Source organism: Mycobacterium lacus, from assembly GCF_010731535.1.
GTDB classification, from domain to species: domain Bacteria; phylum Actinomycetota; class Actinomycetes; order Mycobacteriales; family Mycobacteriaceae; genus Mycobacterium; species Mycobacterium lacus.
The window spans coordinates 3,455,681-3,479,185 of sequence record NZ_AP022581.1; the positions used below are offsets into that span (position 1 = coordinate 3,455,681).

Below are 23,505 nucleotides of genomic sequence, written 5' to 3' on the forward strand. Positions count from 1 at the left end.
CGCCGGCCGAGCAAAGCTAACGCAAATGCACCACGTCACCGGCGGAAATCACCATGGTTTGCACGTCCGTCGCTAGGCACAGCCGCCCCTGGTCGTCGATGCCGCGCGCGATCCCGACGAATTCGTTGCCGCCGGGCAGCTGAGCGCGCACCCGCGACCCGATCGTCAGGCAGCGCGCCCGGTAGTCGGCCGCCAGTTGTGGGTCGGCGCTTCGCCACTGGGCGATCCGTAACCGGAGGTCACGCAGGAGCCCCCCGACCAGCCGGTCCCGATCGGGTGCCGCCACACCAAGGTCGAGCAGCGAGGTCGCCCCGGGAACATCGACCTCCTCGGGAGACTGGGTGACGTTGAGCCCCAACCCGATTACCACGACGGGCCGCGCCACCTCGGCCAGGATCCCCGCGAGCTTGCCGCCCCCGGCCAGCACGTCGTTGGGCCACTTGAGTCCCGCTTCCATCCCGGCGCCTTCGATCAGCGGGCTCACGGTGTCGACGACCGCCACACCGGCGGCCAGCGGCAGCCAGCCCCACGCGTCCACCGGCACGTCGGCGGCACACACACCGATCGACATCGTGATCTGCGCCCGCGGGGTGGCCGTCCATCCGCGGCCGTGGCGCCCACGCCCGGCGGTCTGGTGCTCGGCAATCAGCACCGCGCCGCCGATATCGACCCCCGCCGCCGCGCGGGCCAGCAGGTCGGCGTTGGTGGAACCGGTCTGCGCGACGACGTCGAGTTGCCGCCACCCCGTTCCGGTGCCGATCAGCTCATCACGCAATGAGTGTTCGTCCAGGGGCAGCCTGAGCCGATCACGGTCCATCGCCCCAGCCTAAAGAGGCACGCCCAGCGGTTGCCGATACCATCGACTCCCATGACGAGCGTTACCGACCATACCGCCGAGCGTGCCGCCGAACACACCATCGACATCCACACCACCGCGGGCAAGCTGGCGGAGCTACATCGGCGCCGGGAAGAGTCGCTGCACCCGGTCGGCGAGGCCGCTGTCGACAAGGTCCATGCCAAGGGCAAGCTGACGGCGCGTGAGCGAATCTACGCGCTGCTGGATGAGGACTCGTTTGTCGAGCTGGATGCGCTGGCCAAGCACCGCAGCACCAATTTCGGGCTGGAAAGCAACCGCCCCGTCGGCGACGGCGTGGTCACCGGCTACGGCACCATCGACGGGCGCGACGTGTGCATTTTCAGTCAGGACGCCACGGTGTTCGGCGGCAGCCTGGGCGAGGTGTACGGCGAGAAGATCGTCAAGGTCCAGGAGCTGGCGATCAAGACCGGTCGGCCCCTCATCGGCATCAACGACGGCGCGGGCGCGCGCATCCAGGAGGGCGTCGTCTCGCTGGGCCTCTACAGCCGCATCTTCCGCAACAACATCCTGGCCTCGGGCGTCATCCCGCAGATCTCGCTGATCATGGGCGCCGCCGCCGGGGGGCACGTCTACTCCCCCGCGCTGACCGACTTCGTGGTGATGGTCGACCAGACCAGCCAGATGTTCATCACCGGACCGGACGTCATCAAGACCGTCACCGGTGAGGACGTCACCATGGAGGAGCTCGGCGGTGCGCACACCCACATGGCCAAGTCGGGCACCGCGCACTACGTCGCGTCGGGCGAGCATGACGCCTTCGACTACATTCGCGAGCTGCTGAGCTACCTGCCGCCCAACAACTTCACCGATGCGCCGCGCTATCAGGTCGCGGCCCCGACGGGGTCCGTTGAAGACAACCTCACCGCCGAGGACCTCGAGCTGGACACCTTGATCCCGGACTCGCCCAACCAGCCCTATGACATGCACGAGGTGATCACTCGCATCCTCGACGAGGACGAATTCCTCGAAATCCAAGCCGGCTATGCGCAGAACATCGTGGTCGGGTTCGGTCGTATCGAGGGCCGGCCGGTCGGGATTGTTGCCAACCAGCCGACGCATTTCGCCGGCTGCCTGGACATCAACGCCTCGGAGAAGGCGGCGCGGTTCGTGCGGACCTGCGACTGCTTCAACATCCCGATCGTGATGCTCGTGGACGTTCCGGGCTTCCTGCCGGGCACCGACCAGGAATACAACGGCATCATCCGGCGTGGCGCCAAGCTGCTCTTCGCCTATGGGGAGGCGACCGTCCCGAAGATCACGGTTATTACCCGCAAGGCCTACGGCGGCGCCTACTGCGTGATGGGTTCCAAGGACATGGGCTGCGACGTGAACCTGGCCTGGCCGACGGCGCAGATCGCCGTGATGGGGGCCTCGGGCGCTGTCGGCTTCGTATACCGCCAGCAGCTGGCCGAGGCCGCCCAGAAGGGCGACGATGTTGATGCGCTGCGGCTGCAGTTGCAGCAGGAGTACGAGGACACGCTGGTCAACCCCTACGTCGCCGCTGAACGCGGATACGTCGACGCGGTGATCCCGCCGTCGCATACCCGCGGCTACATCGGCACGGCGCTGCGCCTGCTGGAACGCAAGATCGCACAGCTGCCCCCCAAGAAGCACGGGAACATTCCGCTGTGACCAACAACCCGTACGAGCCTCACGTCGAGATACTCAAGGGCCAACCCACCGACGAGGAGTTGGCGGCGCTGATCGCGGTGCTGGGCAGCATCGGCGGTCGGCCGCCGGCCGCCGAACCCGAGCCGTCTCGGTGGGGCCTTCCGGTCGACAAGCTGCGCTATCCCGCCTTCAGCTGGCAGGTCATCACGCTGCGGGAAATGATCCACATGCGCCGATGACCCGGCTGGTGCTCGGGTCCGCCTCCGCAGGTCGGCTCAGGGTGCTTCGCCAGGCCGGCGTCGACCCGCTGGTGATGGTCGCCGGCATCGACGAGGACGCGGTCGGCGCCGAGCTAAGCTCGCAAATCGCGCCCGGTGACGTGGTGTGTGCGCTGGCCCGGGCCAAGGCCGAGGACGTCGCAACGGCTGTGCACCCCGCAGTTGCGGCCGATTGCGTTGTCGTTGGTTGTGATTCAATGCTCTACCTCGACGGCCAGTTGTACGGCAAACCACAGTCCGTCGCAGACGCACGGCAACAGTGGCAGTCGATGGCGGGACGCGCGGGCCAACTCTACACCGGCCACTGCGTTATCCGGTTGCTGGACAACACGATCACACACTGTGTTGATGAAACGTCAATAACCACAGTATATTTCGGGACTCCATCGCCTGACGACCTCGCATCGTACCTGGCCAGCGGGGAATCGTTGCGGGTAGCGGGAGGATTCACCCTCGACGGCCTGGGCGGCTGGTTCATCGACCGAATCGACGGCGATCCGTCGAACGTGATCGGCCTGAGCCTGCCACTTCTGCGATCACTGTTGCAGCGGGTGGGGCTGTCGGTCGCCGCCCTGTGGGTAGCAAACGCCGGCGAGTAACGACGGCTCTGGGGCCACCGTGGCGTTGTGCGTCGGTGAAACGTCTGCGTACCCAAGTTTCAGCAAAACCCAGGTTAGAAGGGTGGTGGGTCGTCGTGGGTGTGGGGTGGGGCGGGGCCGGGGTGGTGGGGGGGTTCGGCTAGCCCGAAGTTGCGACGGGTTCTGACGCGGAAGTGTGATGTGACCTGACGTTTCGGGTGTTGAAGCCCTGGTGTTTGTAGTCAGAATACTGGTGTGTTGTGTTGATGATCGTCGCGGTAGGTCGGTTACGATGCTTGGTATGCCGCGCAACATGGGGAAAGTCCACGTAGTCAGAGTCAAGAAGACTCATGTGGATAAGCAGGGGCGGCGGCGTGACTACGAATCGGTGTATCTGCGCCGCACGTTTCGCGACGGCGCCAAAGTGCGGAACGAGACGGTGGCCAACCTGTCGATGCTGCCGGCGGCCTCGATCACCGCGCTGGAGGCGACGCTGAAGGGGCAGGCCCTGATCCCGGCGGGCAGCGAGTTCACCAAGACCCGCTCGCTGCCGCACGGGCATGTGGCCGCGGTGTCGGCGATGGCGCATCGGCTCGGGTTTCCCGCGCTGCTGGGCCCGGCCTGCCGGTCACGCGATGTGGTGTTCGCGTTGATCATCTCGCGGGTGATCCGCCCAGCGTCCAAGCTGTCCACCCTGTCACGGTGGCCCGATACCACGTTGGGTGTCGATCTGGACGTGGCGGGGGCGTCGACCGACGAGATCTACGCGGCGATGGACTGGCTGGCGCACCGCCAAGATGCGATCGAGCGCAAACTGGCCGCCAAACACCTGAGCCCGCAAGCAAACCCGCATCGGATGGCGTTGTTTGACCTGACCAGTTCGTGGGTGACCGGGCGGTGTTGTGAGCTGGCCGCGCACGGGTATTCCCGCGACGGCAAGAAGGGCTGCGCGCAGATCGAGTACGGGTGCTCACCGACCCCGGCGGACGGCCGGTGGCGGTGCGGGTGGTGCGCGGGGATACCGCCGACCCGGTCGCGTTCACCGAGATCGTCGCCGAACTGCCCGCCACCTTCGGCCTCACCGACCTGGTGCTGGTGGGTGATCGCGGCATGATCACCTCCGCGCGCATCGGCATGCTGCGCGAACTCAACGACAACCCCGACGCCCCAACCGATTTCGGGTGGATCACCGCGCTGCGGGCACCGGCGATCGCCAAACTCGCCCGTGACGACGGGCCACTGCAGATGACCCTGTTCGACACCCAGGACCTGGCCGAGATCGTCCACCCCGACTACCCCGACGAACGGCTCATCGCCTGCCGCAACCCGCTCTGGCGGCCGAGCGTGCCCGCAAACGCCGCGATCTACTGGACGCCACCGACAAAGAGCTCGCCCGGATCAAGGACCGGGTGGACCGCGGCACCTTGTCCGGCGCCGCCGAGATCGGCAAAGCCCTCGGCAAAGTCAGCGGAAAATACAAGGTGGACAAGCACTTTGTCACCACCATCACCGACACCAGCTTCACCTTCGCACGCAACCAGGCGGCCATCGACGCCGAAGCCGCCCTGGATGGCATCTACGTGCTACGCACCAGCGTTGACCCCGACACCCTCGATGCGGCCGGCGTCGTCGCCGGCTACAAGAACCTGGCCAATATCGAACGCGACTTTCGCATCATCAAAGCCGACGACCTGGATCTGCGACCCATCTATCACCGTCTCGATCAGCGCGTGCGCACGTGCTGATCTGCCTGCTGGCCTGCTACCTCGTCTGGCACCTACGCAGGCCTGGGCGCCGCTGACCTTCACCGACGAAACACCACCGGCGCGCGACAACCCGGTCGCGCCCGCGCAACGCTCCGCCGCCGCCAACGCGAAAGCCTCGACAAAACACGACGCCGACGGCAACCCGCTACGCAGCTTCCGCGGCCTGCTCGACCATCTCGGCACCCTCACCCGCGACCGCATCCGCTACCACGACACCGACATCGAAATCGACAAACTCACCGAACCCACCCCCGACCAACGCCGCGCCTTCGACCTCATCGACACCACCATTCCCCTCACCATCGCCGCGTAGCCAGAACAAACACCCACCCGAACCGGCAAAACCCCAGGTAAACCCAAGAAATCACCTAACCCAACAGTCGCAACTTCGGGCTAGCCGGGTGGTGTGGGCGACCGTGCGGACGTGGTGGTTGTGGCGGCGTTCGGTGGCGATGCGGTGGGCGCGGTCTTGGGCGCGGGTGCGCCGGCGTTTGGGCATCATCGCCGTCCGGTGGGCGCAGTAGTCGAGCGGGGGGTCGGCCTCCGGTGCCGGCATACCGCCGACCGCGCGGCACAAACTGGGAAACAACAGCGCGCTACCCGGCGTGGTGACATGGGTGTGCCCCGACGGTGAGGTGAAAATCAGGGTCCCGTCGGGCAGTTGCCGTTCCCGCCACCCCCAAAAGGTCTTCACAAGGTGATGGGTTCGGCATTTGCAGTTCAGGTTGGCCGCATGGGTGGGCCCACCCTCGGCGTAGGGGATCGAATGATCCACATCGCAGTGGATCGCGGGTTGGTCACAGCCCGGCCAGCGGCAGGTCAGATCCCGGCACCGCACAAAATCGGCCAACGCCTTCGACGGCACATACCCGGGCTCGGGTGGGGCATCGCCGGGGTGGATCAGCGCCACCAGTTTGGCCGAGGTGGCGAGCTCGGCGATCAGTTCGGGGGTGATCAGCCCGTCGGCGCCCACCATCGAGGCTGGCGCCGAGCTGGTGCCCTCGAGGGTGGCGGGTTCGGCGATCACATGGATCACCACCGGGGCCGCGCCCGGGCGGGTGGCGGCCGGGCAGTCGGTGAGCCCGCAGCGACAGCCCAGCCGATCCGCCCCGGCGGCCAGCGCCCCCAGCGCGTCGGCGCGGCGCTGCTCGCGGGTGCGCGGATCGTGGGCACACACCGTGGCCGCCAACGCGCTCAACCGCTTGTCCAGCGCGTGGGCGTCGACGCTGAACAGGCTGCCGTCGATGCGCGAGAGGCCGTCTTGGTCCTGTCCGATCGAGATCTGCCGATCGGCCTGATACTCCTTACGCCGGCGCACCGCATCGGCATCCACCTTCGCCACGATCCTATCGACCGCCCCGGACAGCCGGGCGCTGGTCATCGAGGGCCAGCGCGTCACATTGAGCGCCACCAACTCATCCACCGCCGCCAGCACCTCGGGGTCGACGATCAGATCGGTGCGGAACACAATCGTGGAAAACGCCCGAAAGTCGATCTCGCCGGCCACAAACACCGCAGCGGTCTTGGGCAACCGCTCACGCATCGCGCGCGCATAACGCAGCCGGCCGGCGGCGCGCGCCTGGCTGATCCGCAACGCCGCACCCACCTCCGCGGCCACCGCCTCCATGGTGTCGATCGCCCAGTCCTCGGTCTCCGAAGAGCGCGAGAGCCGAGAGGCGAACAACTCCCCGATCGCCACTAGCTGCGCGGCGGCGGCCCGGTTCTCCGCCCGCGCGGCCGCACAAATCCGCTCCACCAACCCCGCCGACTCCGCAGTGGTCGACGGATAGCATCGCTCGACGTGCTCCTCAATGTGGGCGATCACCTCTTCGAACATACATTCGATACTAACAGACCCCGCCGACCACCGCCCGCGACCGATCACGCAAGCGCCGACCGGGCCACGTCCGCGACAGCAATGGACATCACCGTCTGGAATCCGGGCGAGCCAGAACGGGTGGTTCGCAAGCACTGACCACATGATGATTTCGGGACCAGCGGTAGGCTCGATTATGTGCCGCTACCCGCAGATCCAAGCCCAACCCTGTCGGCCTACGCCCACCCCGAACGGCTCGTAACCGCCGACTGGTTGTCGGCCAACATGGGCGCACCCGGTCTGGTCATCGTCGAATCCGACGAGGATGTGCTGCTCTACGACGTCGGCCACATTCCCGGCGCCGTCAAGATCGATTGGCACACCGACCTCAACGACCCGCGGGTGCGCGACTACATCACCGGCGAGCAGTTCGCCGAATTGATGGACCGCAAGGGCATCGCGCGCGATGACACCGTGGTGATCTACGGCGACAAGAGCAACTGGTGGGCGGCCTACGCCCTGTGGGTCTTCACCCTGTTCGGCCACCCCGACGTGCGGCTCCTGAACGGCGGCCGGGACCTTTGGCTCGCCGAGCGTCGGGAAACCACCCTGGACGTGCCGACCAACACGTCTAGCGGCTATCCCGTCGTGGAGCGCAACGACGCCCCGATTCGCGCGTTCCGGGACGACGTCCTGGCGACCCTGGGCACCCAGCCGCTGATCGACGTGCGCTCGCCGGAGGAGTACACCGGCAAACGCACGCACATGCCCGATTACCCCGAGGAAGGAGCGCTGCGGGCCGGCCACATCCCCACGGCGGTGCACATCCCGTGGGGCAAGGCCGCCGACGAGAGCGGTCGATTCCGCAGCCGTGAGGAGTTGGACAAGCTCTACGGCTTCCTGAAGCCGGACGACAAGACTATCGTGTACTGCCGCATCGGCGAGCGGTCGAGCCACACCTGGTTCGTGCTGACGCACCTGCTGGGCAAGCCCGGCGTGCGTAACTACGACGGGTCGTGGACCGAGTGGGGAAACACCGTGCGGGTGCCTATCGTCGCGGGCGAGAGCCCCGGAGCCGTGCCGGCGCGATGACCATGCCCGCGAGTCTGCCCGCTCCACTAGCGGAGGTGGTGTCCGACTTCGCCGAAGTCCAGGGCCAGGACAAGCTGAGGCTGCTGCTGGAGTTCGCGAACGAGTTGCCGGCCTTGCCCGCTGACCTGGCCGAGTCCGCCATGGAGCCGGTGCCGGAGTGCCAGTCCCCGCTGTTCCTCCACGTCGACGCGCACGACCCAAATCGGGTGCGGCTTCATTTCAGCGCGCCGGCCGAAGCGCCAACCACCCGTGGGTTCGCCTCAATCCTGGCCGCCGGGCTGGACGAACAGCCAGCGGCCGCCATCCTGGCGGTGCCCGAGGATTTCTACGCCGACCTGGGGCTGGCGGCGCTGATCAGCCCGCTGCGGTTGCGCGGAATGTCGGCCATGCTTGCCCGGATCAAGCGGCACCTGCGCGAGAACCCCCAAGACCGTTGAATTGCGACACCGCGTGGCCGGGCCCGCAGTGCGCCGCATAAACTTCCCCGACAAGACTTGTAAGAATTTCTCTTAGAGACCTTAACGACGCAGCAACGTCCAGTCCCACAGGAGGCGCCGTGGCCAGTCACGCCAGCTCGAGGATCTCCAAGGTGCTCGTCGCCAATCGCGGCGAGATCGCGGTTCGGGTGATCCGCGCGGCGCGCGATGCCGGGCTGGCCAGCGTGGCCGTGTACGCCGAGCCCGACGCCGAGGCTCCGCACGTGCGGCTGGCCGACGAAGCGTTCGCGCTGGGCGGTCAAACCTCGGCCGAGTCCTACCTGGATTTCGAGAAGCTGCTCGACGCCGCCGCCAAGTCCGGCGCCAACGCCATCCACCCCGGCTACGGGTTCCTGGCGGAGAACGCCAACTTCGCCCAGGCCGTGATCGACGCCGGCCTGATCTGGATCGGGCCCAGCCCGCAGTCGATCCGCGACCTCGGCGACAAGGTCACCGCCCGTCACATCGCCGCCCGCGCGCAGGCGCCGTTGGTGCCCGGTACCCCGGACCCGGTCAAAGACGCCGACGAGGTGGTGGCCTTCGCCAAGAAACACGGCGTGCCGATCGCGATCAAGGCCGCCCATGGCGGCGGCGGCAAGGGCATGAAGGTGGCCCACACCCTCGAGGAGATTCCCGAGCTGTACGAGTCGGCGGTGCGGGAGGCGACGGCGGCGTTCGGTCGCGGCGAGTGCTACGTGGAGCGCTACCTCGACAAGCCACGCCACGTCGAGGCGCAGGTGATCGCCGACCAGCACGGCAACGTCGTCGTCGCCGGCACCCGTGACTGCTCGCTGCAGCGACGCCACCAAAAACTGGTCGAGGAAGGGCCGGCCCCATTCCTGACCGACGCGCAGCGCAAGGAGATCCACGAATCGGCCAAGCGGATCTGCAAAGAGGCGCACTACCACGGCGCGGGCACCGTCGAATTCCTGGTCGGTCAGGACGGCGTGATCTCGTTCCTGGAGGTCAACACCCGCCTACAGGTCGAACACCCGGTCACCGAGGAGACCTCGGGAGTCGACCTGGTCCTGCAGCAATTCAAGATCGCCAACGGCGACAAGCTGGACCTCACCGAGGACCCAACCCCGCGCGGGCACGCCATCGAATTCCGGATCAACGGCGAGGACGCGGGACGCAACTTCCTGCCTGCCCCCGGCCCGGTGACCAAGTTCCACCCGCCCGCCGGGCCGGGCGTGCGGCTGGACGCCGGCGTGGAGACCGGCTCGGTGATCGGTGGCCAGTTCGACTCGATGCTGGCCAAGCTGATCGTGCACGGCGCCAACCGCGCCGAGGCGCTGGCCCGGGCCCGGCGCGCGCTGGACGAATTCGAGGTGGAGGGCCTGGCAACCGTCATCCCGTTCCACCGTGCCGTGGTGTCCGACCCCGCGTTCATCGGCGACGAGAACGGCTTCTCGGTGCACACCCGCTGGATCGAGACCGAGTGGAACAACACCGTCGAGCCCTTCACCGGCGGCGAGCCCCCCGACGAGGAGGACGCCCGGCCGCGGCAAAAGGTGGTCGTCGAGGTCGACGGCCGCCGGCTCGAGGTCTCGCTGCCTGCCGACCTGGCGCTATCCAACGGCGGCGGCTGCGACTCGGTCGGCGTTATCCGCCGAAAGCCCAAGCCGCGCAAGCGCGGCGCGCACTCCGGTGCCGTCGCCTCCGGCGACGCGGTCACCGCGCCCATGCAGGGCACCGTCGTGAAAGTCGCGGTCGAGGAAGGACAAGAGGTCGCCGTCGGCGACCTGGTGGTGGTCCTCGAGGCGATGAAGATGGAAAACCCGGTCACCGCGCACAAGGACGGCACCATCACCGGACTGGCGGTCGAGGCGGGCGCGGCGATCACACAGGGCACGGTCCTCGCCGAGATCAAATAGACCGTTACCACAGACTCGGCCTACTCCAACTGGTCGCGCAGCCATGCCAGCGACTTTGCCAGCAGTCGGGACACGTGCATCTGCGAGATGCCGACCCGCTCGGCGATCTGGGTCTGTGTCATCGACTCGAAAAACCTGAGTACCAACACCATTCGTTGCCGCTCGGGTAGCGCGTCGAGCAGCGGACGAAGCGATTCCCGATCTTCGATGCGCTCGAGTCCGGCGTCCACATCACCCAGCGTGTCCGCGATCGCGCGGGCGTCGTCGTCGTCGGCGCCACCACCGCCGCTGTCGATGGACAAGGTGTTGTAGGAGCTGCCCGCCACCAGGCCCTCAACGACCTCGGTGCGGTCCATGCCGAGTTCATCAGCCAGTTCTGATGCGGTGGGCGCCCGGCCGAGGCGCTGCGACAGATCGGCGGTGGCGGTGCCCAGCCGCAGGTGCAGTTCCTTCAGACGGCGGGGGACCTTGACCGACCAGCTGTTGTCTCGGAAGTGGCGTCGAACCTCTCCCATGATGGTCGGGACCGCGAATGAGACGAAATCCGAACCGGTTTCGACGTCGAAGCGAACCACCGCGTTGACCAATCCGACGCGCGCGACCTGAACCAGGTCGTCACGTGGTTCGCCGCGACCCTCGAACCGCCGGGCGATGTGATCGGCCAGCGGTAAGCATCGCTCGACGATCTTGTCACGGTGGCGGTGGAATTCCGGTGAGTCCGCGGCGAGAGTCATCAGCTCGCGAAACATCTCCGGGACATCGGCATACTCATTTGGGCGCGAATCGGAGTCACCGACAGCACGCGCAGTCACCTGGCCGTCACCTGGTTCTTCACCGGCCAGGGGTCGCCCGTCGCGCGGTCAAGGTGATGCCGAAGACGCTGCCGGTGACACCGGGCTGGCTGCCGTCGTGGAAGGTCGCGACGTCGTCGGCCAGCGAGGTGAGCACATGCCAGCTGAAGCTACCCGGTGCCACCACGTCGTGGGTGTCGCATTCCGCGGAAGCCTCGATTACTAATTCGTCGTCTCGCGGATCGACGACCACGGACAGGGTGGCATCCGGTGTGGCCGAGCGGATCAGCCGGGTACACACCTCGTCCACCGCCAGCCTCAGGTCCGCCACGGCATCGAAATCCAGATCCTCGAAGGTGCCGATCGCTCCCACCAGGGTGCGCAGCATCGCCAGGTTCTCCAGTCGTGCAGCAACCTGCAGCTCAACGGCGCGGTGGCCCCGCTGGCGCTTGTTAGCGCACAGTTCGGCATCACTCATGTGGTCTCCCGGCAATATCTGACCGACACTTCCCTCGCGTTCGAGTCGGTTGGTCATGATCCCCACCGGGTGGTGGACCCGCTATGGGCGAGGCTGACGTGACCGGCACCCTCCGCGCGCGCCGACGACGGCGCACCGCGGCGATAGCCGGGATGACGCCGGTTGTGTCGATCTTGGTGGCAGTAGCAATCTATGTCGGTGCATGGGTGATTTCGTCCCCGATAGCGGGACAACCACGCTCGCGCATCACTGCCGGAACTCATCATGGTGTGAGACTGATACCCGCTCGGAGCCGCCGGTAAAACCCCCGCCGCGGGTTTTCCGTCGAGATTTCGGAGGGGTCGGGGCGGTTCAGTAGAAGCCAGCCCGCCGGTCGCTGACGATTGGGCTGATGGTGCGACGTTCCACCCCACCACGTGAACGCAGCTTTCCCAATGGGTCCTGGCTAGGTCTTGGCGTCATGCAGCGCGCTGGCGCGGCCGGTTATCGGGATGTGCAGCGTACCACCGCTCCTCGAGGCGGGTCACACGGCGATGCTCCACGACGAACCACAGCGCTCCGGCAACCGATCCGAGCACGGCGATCAGCACCGTGGTGGTGAGCCACTCGTAGTGTCGGTAGCTGGCAGCTACCGCCGTGCTGATCATCCCGAAAACTGCCACGACCAGCAGGATTAACCCGGGCCAGAAAAAGTTGTCCTTCATGACAATGCCGGCGTGCGGTTGCGTGGTCCGGGAATAGTCCGTTGGATCGTGATGCGTGTCTCCCATCACGTCTCCTCTCTCGTCGGACGAGACAACAAAATGCTACCCAGTTGGCGGACCCACCGAAATGCCGAATTCGCGCGGGCCAGGCGCGAAAGGGATGCGCTCCCGCTGGATAAGGTTGCGTTAGACGCTTTGGATGCCTTTGGACGCCAGCCGAATTTGCACGGTGTCGCGCCTGCCGGGCTCTGATGTCTGTCGCCTCGATTCGGTCAGGTCGAGCGAGCGTCCTCGCGGGCGAACAGGTCGGGCAGTGAAATTGCCCCCACCGTTGTCACCAGCCACACCACGACCGTCGTGGCCAACCAGGACGCAAAGCCGCGAATCGTGAGCCCGTGAGTCAATCCCGAAGCAAGAATCAACGCGAGGAGGGTCATTGCCAGGCCAGTGCCGCCAAGCAGCAGCGACGCATAACCATGGGGCAACTTCAGGATCAACAGCGACAGGACCGCCTGGGCTACCGAGAACACCACCACGGCGACGATGAACCCCAACACCGACAACGAAACTTGGGGAACAACCCACGCCGCGACCAGCAGCCCGATCGCCCACGATCCCAGAAGCACAACCGTGCGCAACAGGATTCGCCTCATGGCAATGAGCGTAGATCTCGGGAACATGGCTTGTGAAGAACCGTGTCGACCCGTCGAAATGCCCGCTCGCCATGGCCGTGAACACATTGCTGGCAGGTACGCTGCGGCTTGCCCCGAGCGCAGACGGGTTGTGCCACATCAAGATAGGTTGCATAACAAATCCTGGTGCGCGTCGTCAGGCGCGCGGCGAAAGGCGAATATCGCTAACCGCGCGGACGGCATGGCACATTGTCGATAACGCGTTTATCGAGAGGTAGCGACCCAGTAGCGACCCGACAGATTTTGGCCTCGATAATGGGCGTGGCGTATTGCGCTCGCGGTCGCCGACCGCACCACTCAGGGGGCCAGCACCGGGCCCGCGATAGGCCCGACACCCATGGACAGCGTCAACACCATCAGCGTCAACAAGAACCAGCCGGCCCCGTGCCATCCCCACCAGGTGCCCCGCTCGCGCCACACGCGGTAGGTGCGCAGGAACGCCCACAGGCCCCCCGCGAACAGGATCAACGGCCCACCGAATGCCAGTAGCGTTCGCTGGGGCGGGCCGCAGGCGACGGTGTCCACGCCGGTTGGACCGCAGGTACTGACCCACAACGCGGCCACGATGAGGAAGGCAACGCCGGCGACCGCCGCCACGACCGCGAACCGAATCGCGGCACGGACCTCGTTATCCTCCTGGCCCAAGCGATCACCACCGGATCGCTCATGAATTTTCTGCATCGGCGGAACCTCTAACTCGCGTTCGGCTGCACTGAATCCATCGCTAGGCGGCTGGCTTTAGTTACCGGCGCTTGATGCCGGGCCACATACCCCGTTATAAGCAAGGTAAACGGCTCGCGGCTCATCTCACAGCCCGTCCCATCGACGCCACCGCGCCACGCACGCCGGCTATCGCCGCATCGATCTCGGAGAGCGAAACGGTCAGGGCAGGACGGAAGCGCACGCCGTCGTCACCGCAGGGCAGCACGATCACCCCGCGTTGCCATAGCAGGCGGATCAGCTCGTCGCGCTCGGCGGTGGAAGGCAGGCTGAACGCACACATCAGGCCGCGGCCGCGCGGATCGAGAACGACTCCCGGGAAGTCATCGGCGAGTTCGTCGAGCTTGCTACGAAGGTAGCGGCCCCGCTCGGCGGCGCGGTCGAACAGACCCTCGGCCTCGATCACCTCCAGGATGCGGCGGGCGCGCACCATGTCGGCGAGATTGCCGCCCCATGTCGAGTTGAGCCGGGAGGCGACGGCGAACACATTGTCGGCGATCTCGTCGACCCGGCGCCCCGCCATCACGCCGCACACCTGAGTCTTCTTGCCGAACGCCACCACATCGGGTTCAACACCCAATTGCTGGTAGGCCCACGGCGTCCCGGTCATCCCGCAGCCGGTCTGCACCTCGTCGAAGATCAGCAGGGCGTCGTGTTCGTCGCACAACTCGCGCATCGCGGCGAAGAACTCGGGCCGGAAGTGCCGGTCACCGCCTTCGCCTTGGATGGGTTCGGCGATAAAGCACGCGATGTCGTGTGGGTGCGCGTCGAATGCCGCGCGGGCCTGGCGCGCCGCCTCGGCTTCCAGCGCGTCCATGTCGGCTCCGGGCCGGATATAGGGCGCGTCGATGCGTGGCCAGTCGAATTTCGGGAAGCGCGCCACGGCGGCGGGTTTGGTGTTGGTCAGCGACAGGGTGTAGCCGCTGCGGCCGTGAAATGCCCCGCGCAAGTGCAGCACCCGGGTGCCGAGCCTCGGGTCGATGCCGTGCGCCTCGTTGTGCCGGCTCTTCCAGTCGAACGCGGCCTTGAGCGCGTTCTCTACCGCCAATGCGCCGCCCTCGACGAAGAACAGGTGCGGTAGCGCCGGGTCGCCCAGGACGCGTGCGAAGGTGTCGACGAACCGGGCCATCGCCACCGTGGAGACGTCGGAGTTGCTGGGCTTGTTGAGTGCGGCTTCGATGAGCTCGGCGCGGAATTCTTCGTCGTCGGCCAGCGCCGGGTGATTCATGCCCAGCGCCGACGACGCGACGAAGGTGAACATGTCGAGATAGCGCCGACCGTCACGGGCGTCGACCAGATGCGAACCGGATGACCGCGCCAGATCGAGCACCAGGTCGAGGCCGTCGAGAAGAATGCTGCGCGCCAGCACCTCGTGGACCCGGTCGGCTGCCACATGTTGGCCGGCACGTGTCGGAGCAGCGGTCATGACGCCATGATAGCTAGATTTTTACGAAACTCTGACGGCTATGCAGGAAAGATTATGGTACATACTGCCGATCGCTGTAAAAAGTGTTCAATATGATGGTGCTCCGGGTCTGTACGTTCGCGGTGGTCCTGATCCGGCGCAGGAGGTCCTCGAGCGTTCGCGCGGACTCGACGCGAACCAGCAGGATGTAGCTCTCTTCTCCGGCCACCGAATGACACGACTCGATCTCCGCGATGTGTTCCAGGAGGGCGGGAGCATCATCGGGTTGAGACGGATCAAGAGGAGTGATGGCCACGAACGCCGACAGAAAGTGCCCGACCGCCTCCGGGTTGATCCGCGCCGCATACCCCGTCACCACGCCGCGTGACTCGAGCCTGCGCACCCGCGACTGGACCGCCGAGATCGACAGGCCGGCGCTCGTGGCCAACTCCGACAGCGTCGCGCGTCCGTTGGCGACCAGCTCGCGCATCAGGATCCGGTCGATATCGTCGAGCGTCTCACCCATGGCCGGAGACTATCGCAGTGACGGCTCAGCAAACGGCGCGCGATGAGCCGCCCGAAGAGGCTAGCGATGAGGAGGAGGCGTCTGGATGACCACTCACGACCTACGCGCCCGGGTACTCAAGGCCTTCGAGGAGATCGGCGTTGCCGTCGGCCTTGGCGAGCCGGGCGAGCACGGCCTGCCGGCCAGCACACCGATCACCGGCGAGGTACTCTTCACCGTCGCCGAGACCACGGCCGAACAGGCTGACCACACGATTACCGCTGCCGCGCAGGCCTTTTCGGCGTGGCGCGCGACGCCGGCCCCGGTGCGCGGCGCACTGGTGGCCCGGCTCGGCGAGCTGCTCACCGCGCACAAGAACGACCTCGCGAGTTTGGTGACGGCCGAGGTCGGCAAGATCACCTCCGAGGCGCTGGGCGAGGTGCAGGAGATGATCGACATCTGCCAGTTCGCCGTCGGCCTGTCGCGTCAGCTCTACGGCCGGACCATCGCCTCCGAGCGCCCCGGGCACCGGCTCATGGAGACCTGGCATCCGCTCGGGGTGGTGGGTGTGCTCACCGCGTTCAATTTCCCGGTCGCGGTCTGGGCCTGGAACGCCGCCGTCGCGCTGGTGTGCGGGGACACCGTGGTGTGGAAACCCTCCGAGCTGACGCCGTTGACGGGGCTGGCCTGCCAGGCGCTGCTGACCCGGGCCGCCGCCGACGTCGGCGCGCCGCCCGCGGTTGGTGGGCTGCTGCTGGGCGGCCGCGACCTTGGCGGGCGGCTCGTCGATGACCCACGGATCGCGTTGTTGTCGGCGACCGGTTCGGTGCGGATGGGCGAGCACGTCGGGCCCCGCGTGGCCCGCCGCTTCGGGCGGGCACTGCTGGAGTTGGGCGGCAATAACGCGGCGATCGTGACGCCGTCGGCCGACCTGGAGCTGGCGGTGCGCGCCATCGTGTTCGCCGCCGCCGGCACCGCCGGGCAACGCTGCACCAGCCTGCGCCGGCTGATCGTGCACCGCGCGGTCGCCGACGATGTTGTCGCCCGCGTCGTGGCCGCCTACCGGCAACTGCCGATCGGCGATCCGGCGGCCCCGGACACGCTGATCGGCCCGCTCATCCACGAGACCGCCTACCGCGACATGGTGGGCGCACTGGAACAGGCCCGCGCCGACGGCGGCGAGGTCATCGGCGGGGAACGCCGCCGGGTCGGTCTCCCGAACGCCTACTACGTCGAACCCGCTGTGGTCCGGATGCCGTCGCAAACCGACATCGTGGCGACCGAAACGTTCGCGCCCATCCTGTACGTCCTGACCTACGACGACCTGGACGCGGCAATAGCACTCAACAACGCTGTGCCACAAGGGCTTTCGTCGGCGATCTTTACCACCGACCTGCGCGAGGCCGAACGTTTCCTGGACGGATCGGACTGCGGTATCGCCAACGTCAACATCGGCACGTCCGGCGCCGAGATCGGCGGCGCGTTCGGCGGCGAGAAGCAAACCGGCGGCGGGCGCGAGTCGGGTTCGGACGCGTGGAAGGCATACATGCGCCGCGCCACCAACACCGTCAACTACTCGAACGAGCTGCCGCTGGCGCAGGGCGTGGTGTTCGGTTGAGCCCGCGGCGTAGCGGCGGTCACACCCCGCGTGAGTAATATCTGTCACATGGCGACGGCCCGGAGGCGGTTATCCCCCGAGGATAGACGCGCTGAACTGCTCGCCCTGGGGGCGGAGGTCTTCGGGAAGCGGCCCTACGACGAGGTCCGCATCGATGAGATCGCAGAGCGAGCCGGGGTGTCGCGAGCGCTCATGTACCACTACTTCCCCGACAAGCGGGCGTTCTTTGCCGCGGTCGTCAAGGACGAGGCCGACCGGCTGTATGCGGCCACCAACATCCAGCCTCCCCCGGGCATGACGATGTTCGAAGAGATTCGGACCGGCGTCTTGGCGTACATGGCGTACCACCAACAGAATCCGGAAGCCGCGTGGGCCGCATACGTCGGCCTCGGCCGGTCCGACCCGGTTCTGCTCGGCATCGACGACGAAGCCAAGAACCGCCAAATGGAACACATCATGACCCGCATCGGCGAGGTGGTGGGCGCGACCGGGGGCAGCACGCTGGAGCCCGATGTCGAGCGCGACCTGAGGGTGATCATTCACGGCTGGATCTCGTTCACCTTCGAAATATGCCGCCAGCGGATCATGGACCCCACGACCGACGCCGAGCGGCTCGCCGACGCCTGTGCGCACACGCTCCTGGATGCGATCGCCCGGGTGCCGGAGATTCCGATCGAGCTGGCCGACGCGATGGCGACCGCGCGCCATCTCCCGCAGTAGTTTTTTGTCGGCGCCCGTTGGCACCATGACAAGGTGAGCTCCGAAGCACTGGGCCGGTTCAGCGCGATCACCCGCGACTGGTTTTCGGCCACCTTCGCCGCGCCCACGACCGCGCAGGCCAACGCCTGGGCCGCGATCGCCGACGGCGATGACACCCTGGTCGTCGCGCCGACCGGATCGGGTAAGACGCTGGCCGCATTCCTGTGGGCATTGGATAGCCTGGCCGCCACGCCCGACCGGGCGGCCGGCACCCGGGTGCTGTACGTGTCCCCACTCAAGGCGCTGGCGGTCGACGTCGAACGCAACCTGCGCACCCCGCTGGCGGGGCTGACCCGGCTGGCCGAACGCCGGGGTCTGCCCGTGCCCGATATCGCCGTGGGGGTCCGATCGGGTGATACCCCGCCCGCACTGCGCCGCCAGCTCATCGCCCGGCCGCCCGACGTGCTGATCACCACCCCGGAGTCGCTGTTCTTGATGCTGACTTCGGCCGCCCGTGACACCCTGGCCGGCGTTCAGACCGTCATCGTCGACGAGATCCACGCCATCGCCGCCACCAAGCGCGGCGCGCACCTGGCGCTGTCGCTGGAGCGGCTGGACGACCTGGCTCGGGGCCGGCGTCGGGGGCGCCGGGCGCAGCGCATCGGGCTGTCGGCGACGGTACGCCCGCCCGGAGAACTCGCGCGGTTCCTGTCCGGGCAGTCACCGACCACCATCGTGGCTCCGCGAGCGGCCAAAACCGTCGAGTTGTCGGTGCTGGTTCCGGTGCCCGACATGGCCAATATGGCCAACAACACCATCTGGCCCGATGTGGAGGCGCGGCTGGTCGATCTCATCGAGTCGCACAACTCGACCATCGTGTTCGCCAACTCGCGACGGCTGGCCGAGCGACTCACCGCACGGCTCAACGAAATTCACGCCGAACGCTGCGGTGTGGCGCTAACGCCGGAAGCTAACCCGCAGGTCGCCGGCGGCGCCCCGGCCCACATCATGGGCAGCGGCCAGACCTTCGGCGCGCCGCCGGTGCTGGCCCGCGCCCATCACGGCTCGGTGAGCAAGGAGCAGCGCGCCATGGTCGAAGAGGACCTCAAGCGTGGGCAGCTCAGGGCGGTGGTGGCGACGTCGAGCCTCGAGCTCGGCATCGACATGGGCGCCGTCGATCTGGTGATCCACGTGGAGGCACCGCCGTCGGTGGCCAGCGGCCTGCAACGCATCGGGCGGGCCGGTCATCAGGTCGGTGAGATCTCGCGTGGGGTGCTGTTTCCCAAGCATCGCACCGATCTGCTCGGTTGCGCGGTGAGCGTGCAGCGCATGCTCGCCGGCGAGATCGAGACCATGCGGGTGCCCACCAACCCGCTCGACATTCTGGCGCAACACACGGTGGCTGCCGCCGCGCTGGAACCGCTGAACGCCGACGCGTGGTTCGACACCGTGCGGCGAGCCGCCCCGTTCGCGACGCTGCCGCGCAGCGTATTCGAGGCCACCCTGGACCTGCTGTCCGGCAAGTACCCGTCCACCGAGTTCGCCGAGCTGCGGCCGCGGCTGGTCTACGACCGCGATACCGGCACGCTGACCGCCCGGCCCGGCGCGCAGCGGCTGGCCGTCACCTCCGGTGGCGCCATCCCCGACCGTGGGCTGTTCACGGTGTGGCTGGCCACCGAAAAGCCTTCGCGGGTAGGCGAACTCGACGAGGAGATGGTTTACGAGTCGCGCCCCGGGGACGTCATCTCGCTGGGAGCCACCAGCTGGCGGATCACCGAGATCACCCACGACAGGGTGCTGGTGCTCCCGGCGCCGGGCCAGCCCGCCCGGTTGCCGTTCTGGCGCGGCGACGACGTCGGCCGCCCGGCCGAGCTCGGCGCCGCGCTCGGCGCGTTCACCGCCGAGCTGGCCGGCCTGGACCGCAACGCATTCGGCAAGCGTTGTGCGGGTTTGGGTTTCGACGACTACGCGACCGAAAACCTGCGGGTCCTGTTGGACGACCAGCGCACCGCCACGGGCGTGGTGCCCACCGACTCCACACTGCTGGTCGAGCGGTTCCGCGACGAGCTCGGCGATTGGCGGGTGATATTGCACTCGCCGTACGGGCTGCGGGTGCACGGACCGCTGGCGCTGGCGGTGGGCCGGCGGCTGCGCGAACGCTACGGCCTCGACGAGAAGCCGACGGCCTTCGACGACGGGATCGTGGTGCGGTTCCCCGATTCCGGAGACGCCCCGCCCGGTGCGGAGTTGTTCGTCTTCGACGCCGACGAGATCGACCCGATCGTCACCGCCGAAGTGGGCGGTTCAGCGCTGTTCGCGTCGCGGTTCCGGGAATGCGCGGCCCGGGCTCTGCTGCTGCCCCGCAGGCACCCCGGCCGCCGCTCGCCGCTATGGCACCAGCGCCAGCGGGCCGCCCAATTGCTGGAAGTGGCGCGCAAATACCCCGACTTCCCCGTCGTGCTGGAGACGGTCCGCGAGTGCCTCCAGGATGTCTACGACGTCCCGACCCTGGTGCGGCTGATCAGCGAGATCGCCCAGCGCAGGGTGCGTGTGCTCGAGACCGAAACCGCGAGACCGTCCCCGTTCGCGGCGTCGCTGTTGTTCGGGTATGTCGGCGCGTTCATGTACGAGGGCGACTCGCCGCTGGCCGAGCGCCGCGCCGCGGCGCTGTCGCTGGACAGCACCCTGCTGGCCGAGCTGCTCGGCCGCGTCGAGCTGCGCGAGCTGCTCGATCCCGAGGTCATCGCGGCGACCGGCCGCCAGCTGCAGCACCTGTCGGCCGACCGGCTCGCCCGAGACGCCGAAGGGGTAGCGGATCTGCTGCGGCTGCTGGGTCCGCTGACCGAGGACGAGCTCGGCGCCCGGGCCAGGGTGTCCGATGTTGGCGGGTGGCTACAGGGCCTGCGCGCCGCCAGGCGCGCGCTGACGGTGTCATTCGCCGGCCGAAGCTGGTGGGTGGCCGTCGAAGACATCGGCCGGCTGCGCGATGGCGTCGGCGCGGCGGTTCCGGTGGGCCTGCCGGCCACGTTCACCGACCCGGTGGCCGACCCGCTGGGCGAGCTGCTGGGGCGCTACGCGCGCACCCACACCCCGTTCACCACCGCCGAGGCCGCCGCCCGGTTCGGCCTGGGGCTGCGGGTGACCGCCGACGTGCTGGGCCGCCTGGCCGGTGACGGCCAGCTGGTGCGCGGCGACTTCGTCGCGGCCGCCGAGATGTCGGGCGCGGCCGGGGGCGAGCAGTGGTGCGACGCCGAGGTGTTGCGCATTCTGCGGCGGCGATCGCTGGCCGCGCTGCGGGCCCAGGTCGAGCCGGTGACCACCGCGGCCTACGGGCGATTTCTGCCCGCCTGGCACCAAGTCGGCGCCTCTGGTTCTGCGGCGCTTTCGGGTGTTGACGGGCTCTTGTCGGTGATCGATCAGCTTGCTGGGGCGCGGCTGCCGGCTTCGGCGCTAGAACCGTTCGTGCTGGCGCCGCGCGTCCGCGACTACACCCCGGCGATGCTGGACGAGCTGCTGGCGAGCGGGGAGGTCACCTGGTCTGGCGCGGGGTCGATCTCGGGCAGCGACGGCTGGATCGCGCTGCACCCCGCCGATTCGGCGCCCATGACGCTTACGGCACCCGCCGAGATCGATCTCACCGACGCTCACCGGGCCATCCTGGACACGCTGTCCGGCGGCGGTGCGTATTTCTTCCGCCAGCTCACGGCACACGGGCCCGACGAGGCGACGCTGAAAGCCGCTCTGTGGGAACTGATCTGGGCCGGCTGGGTCACCGGCGACACGTTCACCCCGGTGCGCGCGCTGCTCGGCGGGTCGGGCGCCCGCAGGCGTTCGGCGCCGGCGCACCGGGGACACCGCCCGCCACGCCTGAGCCGTTACCGCGTCGCGCATGCCCAGGCCCGCTCCGCGGACCCGATCGTGGCCGGACGGTGGTCGGCGCTGCCGCCTCCCGAGCCGGACTCCACGCTGCGAGCTCACTACCAGGCGGAGCTGCTGTTGAACCGCCACGGCGTGTTGACCCGCGGCGCGGTTGCGGCCGAGGACGTGCCGGGCGGGTTCGCCACGCTTTACAAGGTGCTCAGCGCGTTCGAGGACGCCGGCCGGTGCCAGCGGGGCTACTTCGTCGAGTCGTTGGGGGGTGCGCAGTTCGCCGTCGCCTCCACGGTCGACCGGCTGCGCAGCTACAGCGAGGGGATCGACCCGGAACGTCCCGAGTACCGGCCGGTGGTGCTGGCCGCCGCCGACCCGGCCAACCCCTACGGCGCTGCGCTGCCCTGGCCTTCGACGCGCGGTGACAATGCCGCCCGGCCGGGCCGCAAGGCGGGGGCACTTGTCGTGCTGGTGGACGGCGAGCTGGCCTGGTTCTCTGAACGCGGCGGGCGGTCAGTGCTCACGTTCACCGACGATCCCGGGGCACACCACGCGGCGGCCACCGGTCTGGCCGAGGCGGTGGCCGCGCGGCGGCCAGCGTCGATCCTGGTCGAGCGCGTCGACGGGATACCGGTGCTGCAGCCCGGCGGGCCGACCCCGGTGACGGAGGCGCTGATCGACGCCGGCTTTGTTCGCACGCCGCGCGGGCTGCGGCTGCGCTGACCCCATGCCCGAGGGTGACACCGTCTGGCGCACGGCGGCCACGCTGCGCGAGCACCTGGCCGGCCGCATCTTGACCCGCTGCGACATCCGGGTGCCGCGGTTTGCCGCCGTCGACCTCACCGGGTGCGTGGTCGACGAGGTGCTTAGCCGGGGCAAGCACCTGTTCATCCGAGTCGGGCCGGCCAGCATTCACTCGCACCTGGAGATGGACGGCAGCTGGCGGGTGGGCAACCGGCCGGTACGGGTGGATCATCGAGCGCGAATCATCCTGGAAGCCAACGCGATTCGAGCCGTGGGCGCCGAGCTGGGGGTGCTGGAAATCCTCGATCGTGACCACGACGGCGACGTCGTCGCCCACCTGGGGCCCGACCTGCTGGGCCATGACTGGGACCCGCGGGTGGCGGTCGCCAATCTGATGGCCGATCCGCGCCGGCCCATTGCCGAGGCGCTACTCGACCAGCGGGTGATGGCCGGGGTCGGCAACGTGTACTGCAATGAACTGTGTTTCGTCAGCGGACACCTGCCGACCGCGCCGGTCGGCCACCTCGCCGATCCGCGACGTCTGGTGACACGGGTACGGGACATGTTGTGGGCCAACCGCTTTCGCTGGAACCGCTGCACCACCGGCGACACCAGGGCGGGCCGGCGGCTCTGGGTCTACGGACGGGCCGGGCAAGGGTGCCGACGCTGCGGCGCGCGCATCACCTACGACGACACCGGCGAGCGGGTTGCCTACTGGTGCCCGGCTTGCCAACGCTGAAAGGCCGCGGCATGGCCGTCGGGTTACCGATCGCGCGCGCCGCAGTAGCGCTTCGGCAGAGGTGGATTTCGCATGCGATGATCGCAGGTGCAAGCTGCTCAGAAAGGACGGCCACCCACGTGCGTTCGCCCAGCCCAGCTAGATTCGGCGCGGTCCGATCGCTCTGGGC

General features: G+C 67.9%; 18 protein-coding genes and 2 pseudogenes. 11 read left to right on the plus strand and 9 right to left on the minus strand.

Going from position 1 to position 23,505, the window contains the following annotated elements; genetic code table 11:
- Positions 1-16 precede the first annotated feature (16 nt).
- Complete coding sequence (locus G6N24_RS15850; RefSeq protein WP_085160415.1) at positions 17-817, minus strand: biotin--[acetyl-CoA-carboxylase] ligase; 801 nt, start codon at positions 815-817, stop codon at positions 17-19.
- 51 nt (positions 818-868) lie between these two features.
- Here G6N24_RS15850 and G6N24_RS15855 point away from each other — a divergent pair, with 51 nt between their 5' ends.
- From G6N24_RS15855 to G6N24_RS26105, 4 genes and pseudogenes are all read left to right on the plus strand, one after another.
- Positions 869-2,509 carry an acyl-CoA carboxylase subunit beta gene (locus G6N24_RS15855; protein WP_085160413.1) on the plus strand — a complete coding sequence of 547 codons (1,641 nt, stop codon included), beginning with the start codon at positions 869-871 and terminating at the stop codon, positions 2,507-2,509.
- 5 nt (positions 2,510-2,514) lie between these two features.
- A pseudogene (locus G6N24_RS15860) lies at positions 2,515-2,727 on the plus strand (acyl-CoA carboxylase subunit epsilon); the annotation flags it as partial.
- A complete protein-coding gene (locus tag G6N24_RS15865; protein ID WP_085160409.1) occupies positions 2,724-3,365 on the plus strand; it encodes a nucleoside triphosphate pyrophosphatase in 642 nt (213 codons plus the stop codon). The pseudogene G6N24_RS15860 and the gene G6N24_RS15865, both read left to right, overlap by 4 nt.
- Positions 3,366-3,645: 280 nt before the next feature.
- Positions 3,646-5,423, plus strand: a pseudogene (locus G6N24_RS26105) (IS1634 family transposase).
- Positions 5,424-5,474: 51 nt separating this feature from the next.
- On the opposite strand, the gene G6N24_RS15875 reads toward G6N24_RS26105, so the two are convergent.
- Positions 5,475-6,947, minus strand: a complete 1,473-nt coding sequence (locus G6N24_RS15875; RefSeq protein WP_085159365.1) for an HNH endonuclease signature motif containing protein — start codon at positions 6,945-6,947, stop codon at positions 5,475-5,477.
- A gap of 177 nt (positions 6,948-7,124) precedes the next feature.
- On the opposite strand from G6N24_RS15875, the gene G6N24_RS15880 reads away from it, so the two are divergent.
- The 3 genes from G6N24_RS15880 (at position 7,125) to G6N24_RS15890 (ending at position 10,371) form a co-directional block, all read left to right on the plus strand.
- On the plus strand, positions 7,125-8,018 hold the full coding sequence (locus tag G6N24_RS15880; protein ID WP_085159367.1) for a sulfurtransferase: 894 nt from the start codon (positions 7,125-7,127) through the stop codon (positions 8,016-8,018).
- Positions 8,015-8,455: a cysteine desulfuration protein SufE gene (locus G6N24_RS15885; protein WP_085159369.1), complete on the plus strand. Its 441-nt coding sequence runs from the start codon at positions 8,015-8,017 to the stop codon at positions 8,453-8,455. Before G6N24_RS15880 ends, G6N24_RS15885 begins: the two co-directional genes overlap by 4 nt.
- Positions 8,456-8,574: 119 nt before the next feature.
- The gene (locus G6N24_RS15890) at positions 8,575-10,371 is read left to right on the plus strand and encodes an acetyl-CoA carboxylase biotin carboxylase subunit (RefSeq protein ID WP_085159371.1); all 1,797 of its coding nucleotides are present in this window, start codon (positions 8,575-8,577) and stop codon (positions 10,369-10,371) included.
- A gap of 20 nt (positions 10,372-10,391) precedes the next feature.
- On the opposite strand, the gene G6N24_RS15895 is transcribed toward G6N24_RS15890, so the two are convergent.
- The 7 genes from G6N24_RS15895 to G6N24_RS15925 form a co-directional block, all read right to left on the minus strand.
- A complete protein-coding gene (locus tag G6N24_RS15895; RefSeq protein WP_085159373.1) occupies positions 10,392-11,183 on the minus strand; it encodes an RNA polymerase sigma factor SigF in 792 nt (263 codons plus the stop codon).
- Positions 11,184-11,202: 19 nt separating this feature from the next.
- Entirely contained in the window at positions 11,203-11,640 is a 438-nt protein-coding gene (locus G6N24_RS15900; RefSeq protein ID WP_085159427.1) for an ATP-binding protein, read from the minus strand.
- A 458-nt stretch (positions 11,641-12,098) separates the two neighbouring features.
- Positions 12,099-12,410: a protein UsfY gene (gene usfY / locus G6N24_RS15905; protein ID WP_179963438.1), complete on the minus strand. Its 312-nt coding sequence runs from the start codon at positions 12,408-12,410 to the stop codon at positions 12,099-12,101.
- A 206-nt stretch (positions 12,411-12,616) separates the two neighbouring features.
- Positions 12,617-12,997, minus strand: a complete 381-nt coding sequence (locus G6N24_RS15910) for a phage holin family protein (RefSeq protein WP_085159375.1) — start codon at positions 12,995-12,997, stop codon at positions 12,617-12,619.
- Between the two features lie 336 nt (positions 12,998-13,333).
- Positions 13,334-13,717, minus strand: a complete 384-nt coding sequence (locus G6N24_RS15915; protein WP_085159377.1) for a hypothetical protein — start codon at positions 13,715-13,717, stop codon at positions 13,334-13,336.
- A gap of 121 nt (positions 13,718-13,838) precedes the next feature.
- A complete protein-coding gene (lat, locus tag G6N24_RS15920) occupies positions 13,839-15,182 on the minus strand; it encodes an L-lysine 6-transaminase (RefSeq protein ID WP_085159379.1) in 1,344 nt (447 codons plus the stop codon).
- 52 nt (positions 15,183-15,234) lie between these two features.
- The gene (locus tag G6N24_RS15925; protein WP_085159381.1) at positions 15,235-15,687 is read right to left on the minus strand and encodes an Lrp/AsnC family transcriptional regulator; all 453 of its coding nucleotides are present in this window, start codon (positions 15,685-15,687) and stop codon (positions 15,235-15,237) included.
- Between the two features lie 85 nt (positions 15,688-15,772).
- Between G6N24_RS15925 and amaB the strand changes: the two genes are divergently transcribed.
- From amaB to nei2, 4 genes are read left to right on the plus strand one after another with little or no spacing between them, the layout of a single operon-like run.
- Positions 15,773-17,284 (plus strand): L-piperidine-6-carboxylate dehydrogenase, encoded by a 1,512-nt coding sequence (amaB, locus tag G6N24_RS15930; RefSeq protein WP_085159383.1) that lies wholly within the window; start codon positions 15,773-15,775, stop codon positions 17,282-17,284.
- A 48-nt stretch (positions 17,285-17,332) separates the two neighbouring features.
- Positions 17,333-18,004, plus strand: a complete 672-nt coding sequence (locus tag G6N24_RS15935; protein ID WP_085159385.1) for a TetR/AcrR family transcriptional regulator — start codon at positions 17,333-17,335, stop codon at positions 18,002-18,004.
- Positions 18,005-18,037: 33 nt separating this feature from the next.
- Positions 18,038-22,576 (plus strand): ATP-dependent helicase, encoded by a 4,539-nt coding sequence (locus tag G6N24_RS15940; RefSeq protein ID WP_085159387.1) that lies wholly within the window; start codon positions 18,038-18,040, stop codon positions 22,574-22,576.
- Positions 22,577-22,580: 4 nt separating this feature from the next.
- Positions 22,581-23,336: an endonuclease VIII Nei2 gene (nei2, locus tag G6N24_RS15945; RefSeq protein WP_085159389.1), complete on the plus strand. Its 756-nt coding sequence runs from the start codon at positions 22,581-22,583 to the stop codon at positions 23,334-23,336.
- Positions 23,337-23,505: the final 169 nt, after the last annotated feature.

Coding starts and splice junctions, on each gene's coding strand:
- G6N24_RS15850 (WP_085160415.1), bottom strand. CDS start 817: ATGGACCGTGATCGGCTCAGGCTGCCCCTGGACGAACACTCATTGCGT.
- G6N24_RS15855 (WP_085160413.1), top strand. CDS start 869: ATGACGAGCGTTACCGACCATACCGCCGAGCGTGCCGCCGAACACACC.
- G6N24_RS15865 (WP_085160409.1), top strand. CDS start 2,724: ATGACCCGGCTGGTGCTCGGGTCCGCCTCCGCAGGTCGGCTCAGGGTG.
- G6N24_RS15875 (WP_085159365.1), bottom strand. CDS start 6,947: ATGTTCGAAGAGGTGATCGCCCACATTGAGGAGCACGTCGAGCGATGC.
- G6N24_RS15885 (WP_085159369.1), top strand. CDS start 8,015: ATGACCATGCCCGCGAGTCTGCCCGCTCCACTAGCGGAGGTGGTGTCC.
- G6N24_RS15900 (WP_085159427.1), bottom strand. CDS start 11,640: ATGAGTGATGCCGAACTGTGCGCTAACAAGCGCCAGCGGGGCCACCGC.
- usfY (WP_179963438.1), bottom strand. CDS start 12,410: ATGGGAGACACGCATCACGATCCAACGGACTATTCCCGGACCACGCAA.
- G6N24_RS15910 (WP_085159375.1), bottom strand. CDS start 12,997: ATGAGGCGAATCCTGTTGCGCACGGTTGTGCTTCTGGGATCGTGGGCG.
- G6N24_RS15915 (WP_085159377.1), bottom strand. CDS start 13,717: ATGCAGAAAATTCATGAGCGATCCGGTGGTGATCGCTTGGGCCAGGAG.
- lat (WP_085159379.1), bottom strand. CDS start 15,182: ATGACCGCTGCTCCGACACGTGCCGGCCAACATGTGGCAGCCGACCGG.
- G6N24_RS15925 (WP_085159381.1), bottom strand. CDS start 15,687: ATGGGTGAGACGCTCGACGATATCGACCGGATCCTGATGCGCGAGCTG.
- amaB (WP_085159383.1), top strand. CDS start 15,773: ATGACCACTCACGACCTACGCGCCCGGGTACTCAAGGCCTTCGAGGAG.
- G6N24_RS15935 (WP_085159385.1), top strand. CDS start 17,333: ATGGCGACGGCCCGGAGGCGGTTATCCCCCGAGGATAGACGCGCTGAA.
- nei2 (WP_085159389.1), top strand. CDS start 22,581: ATGCCCGAGGGTGACACCGTCTGGCGCACGGCGGCCACGCTGCGCGAG.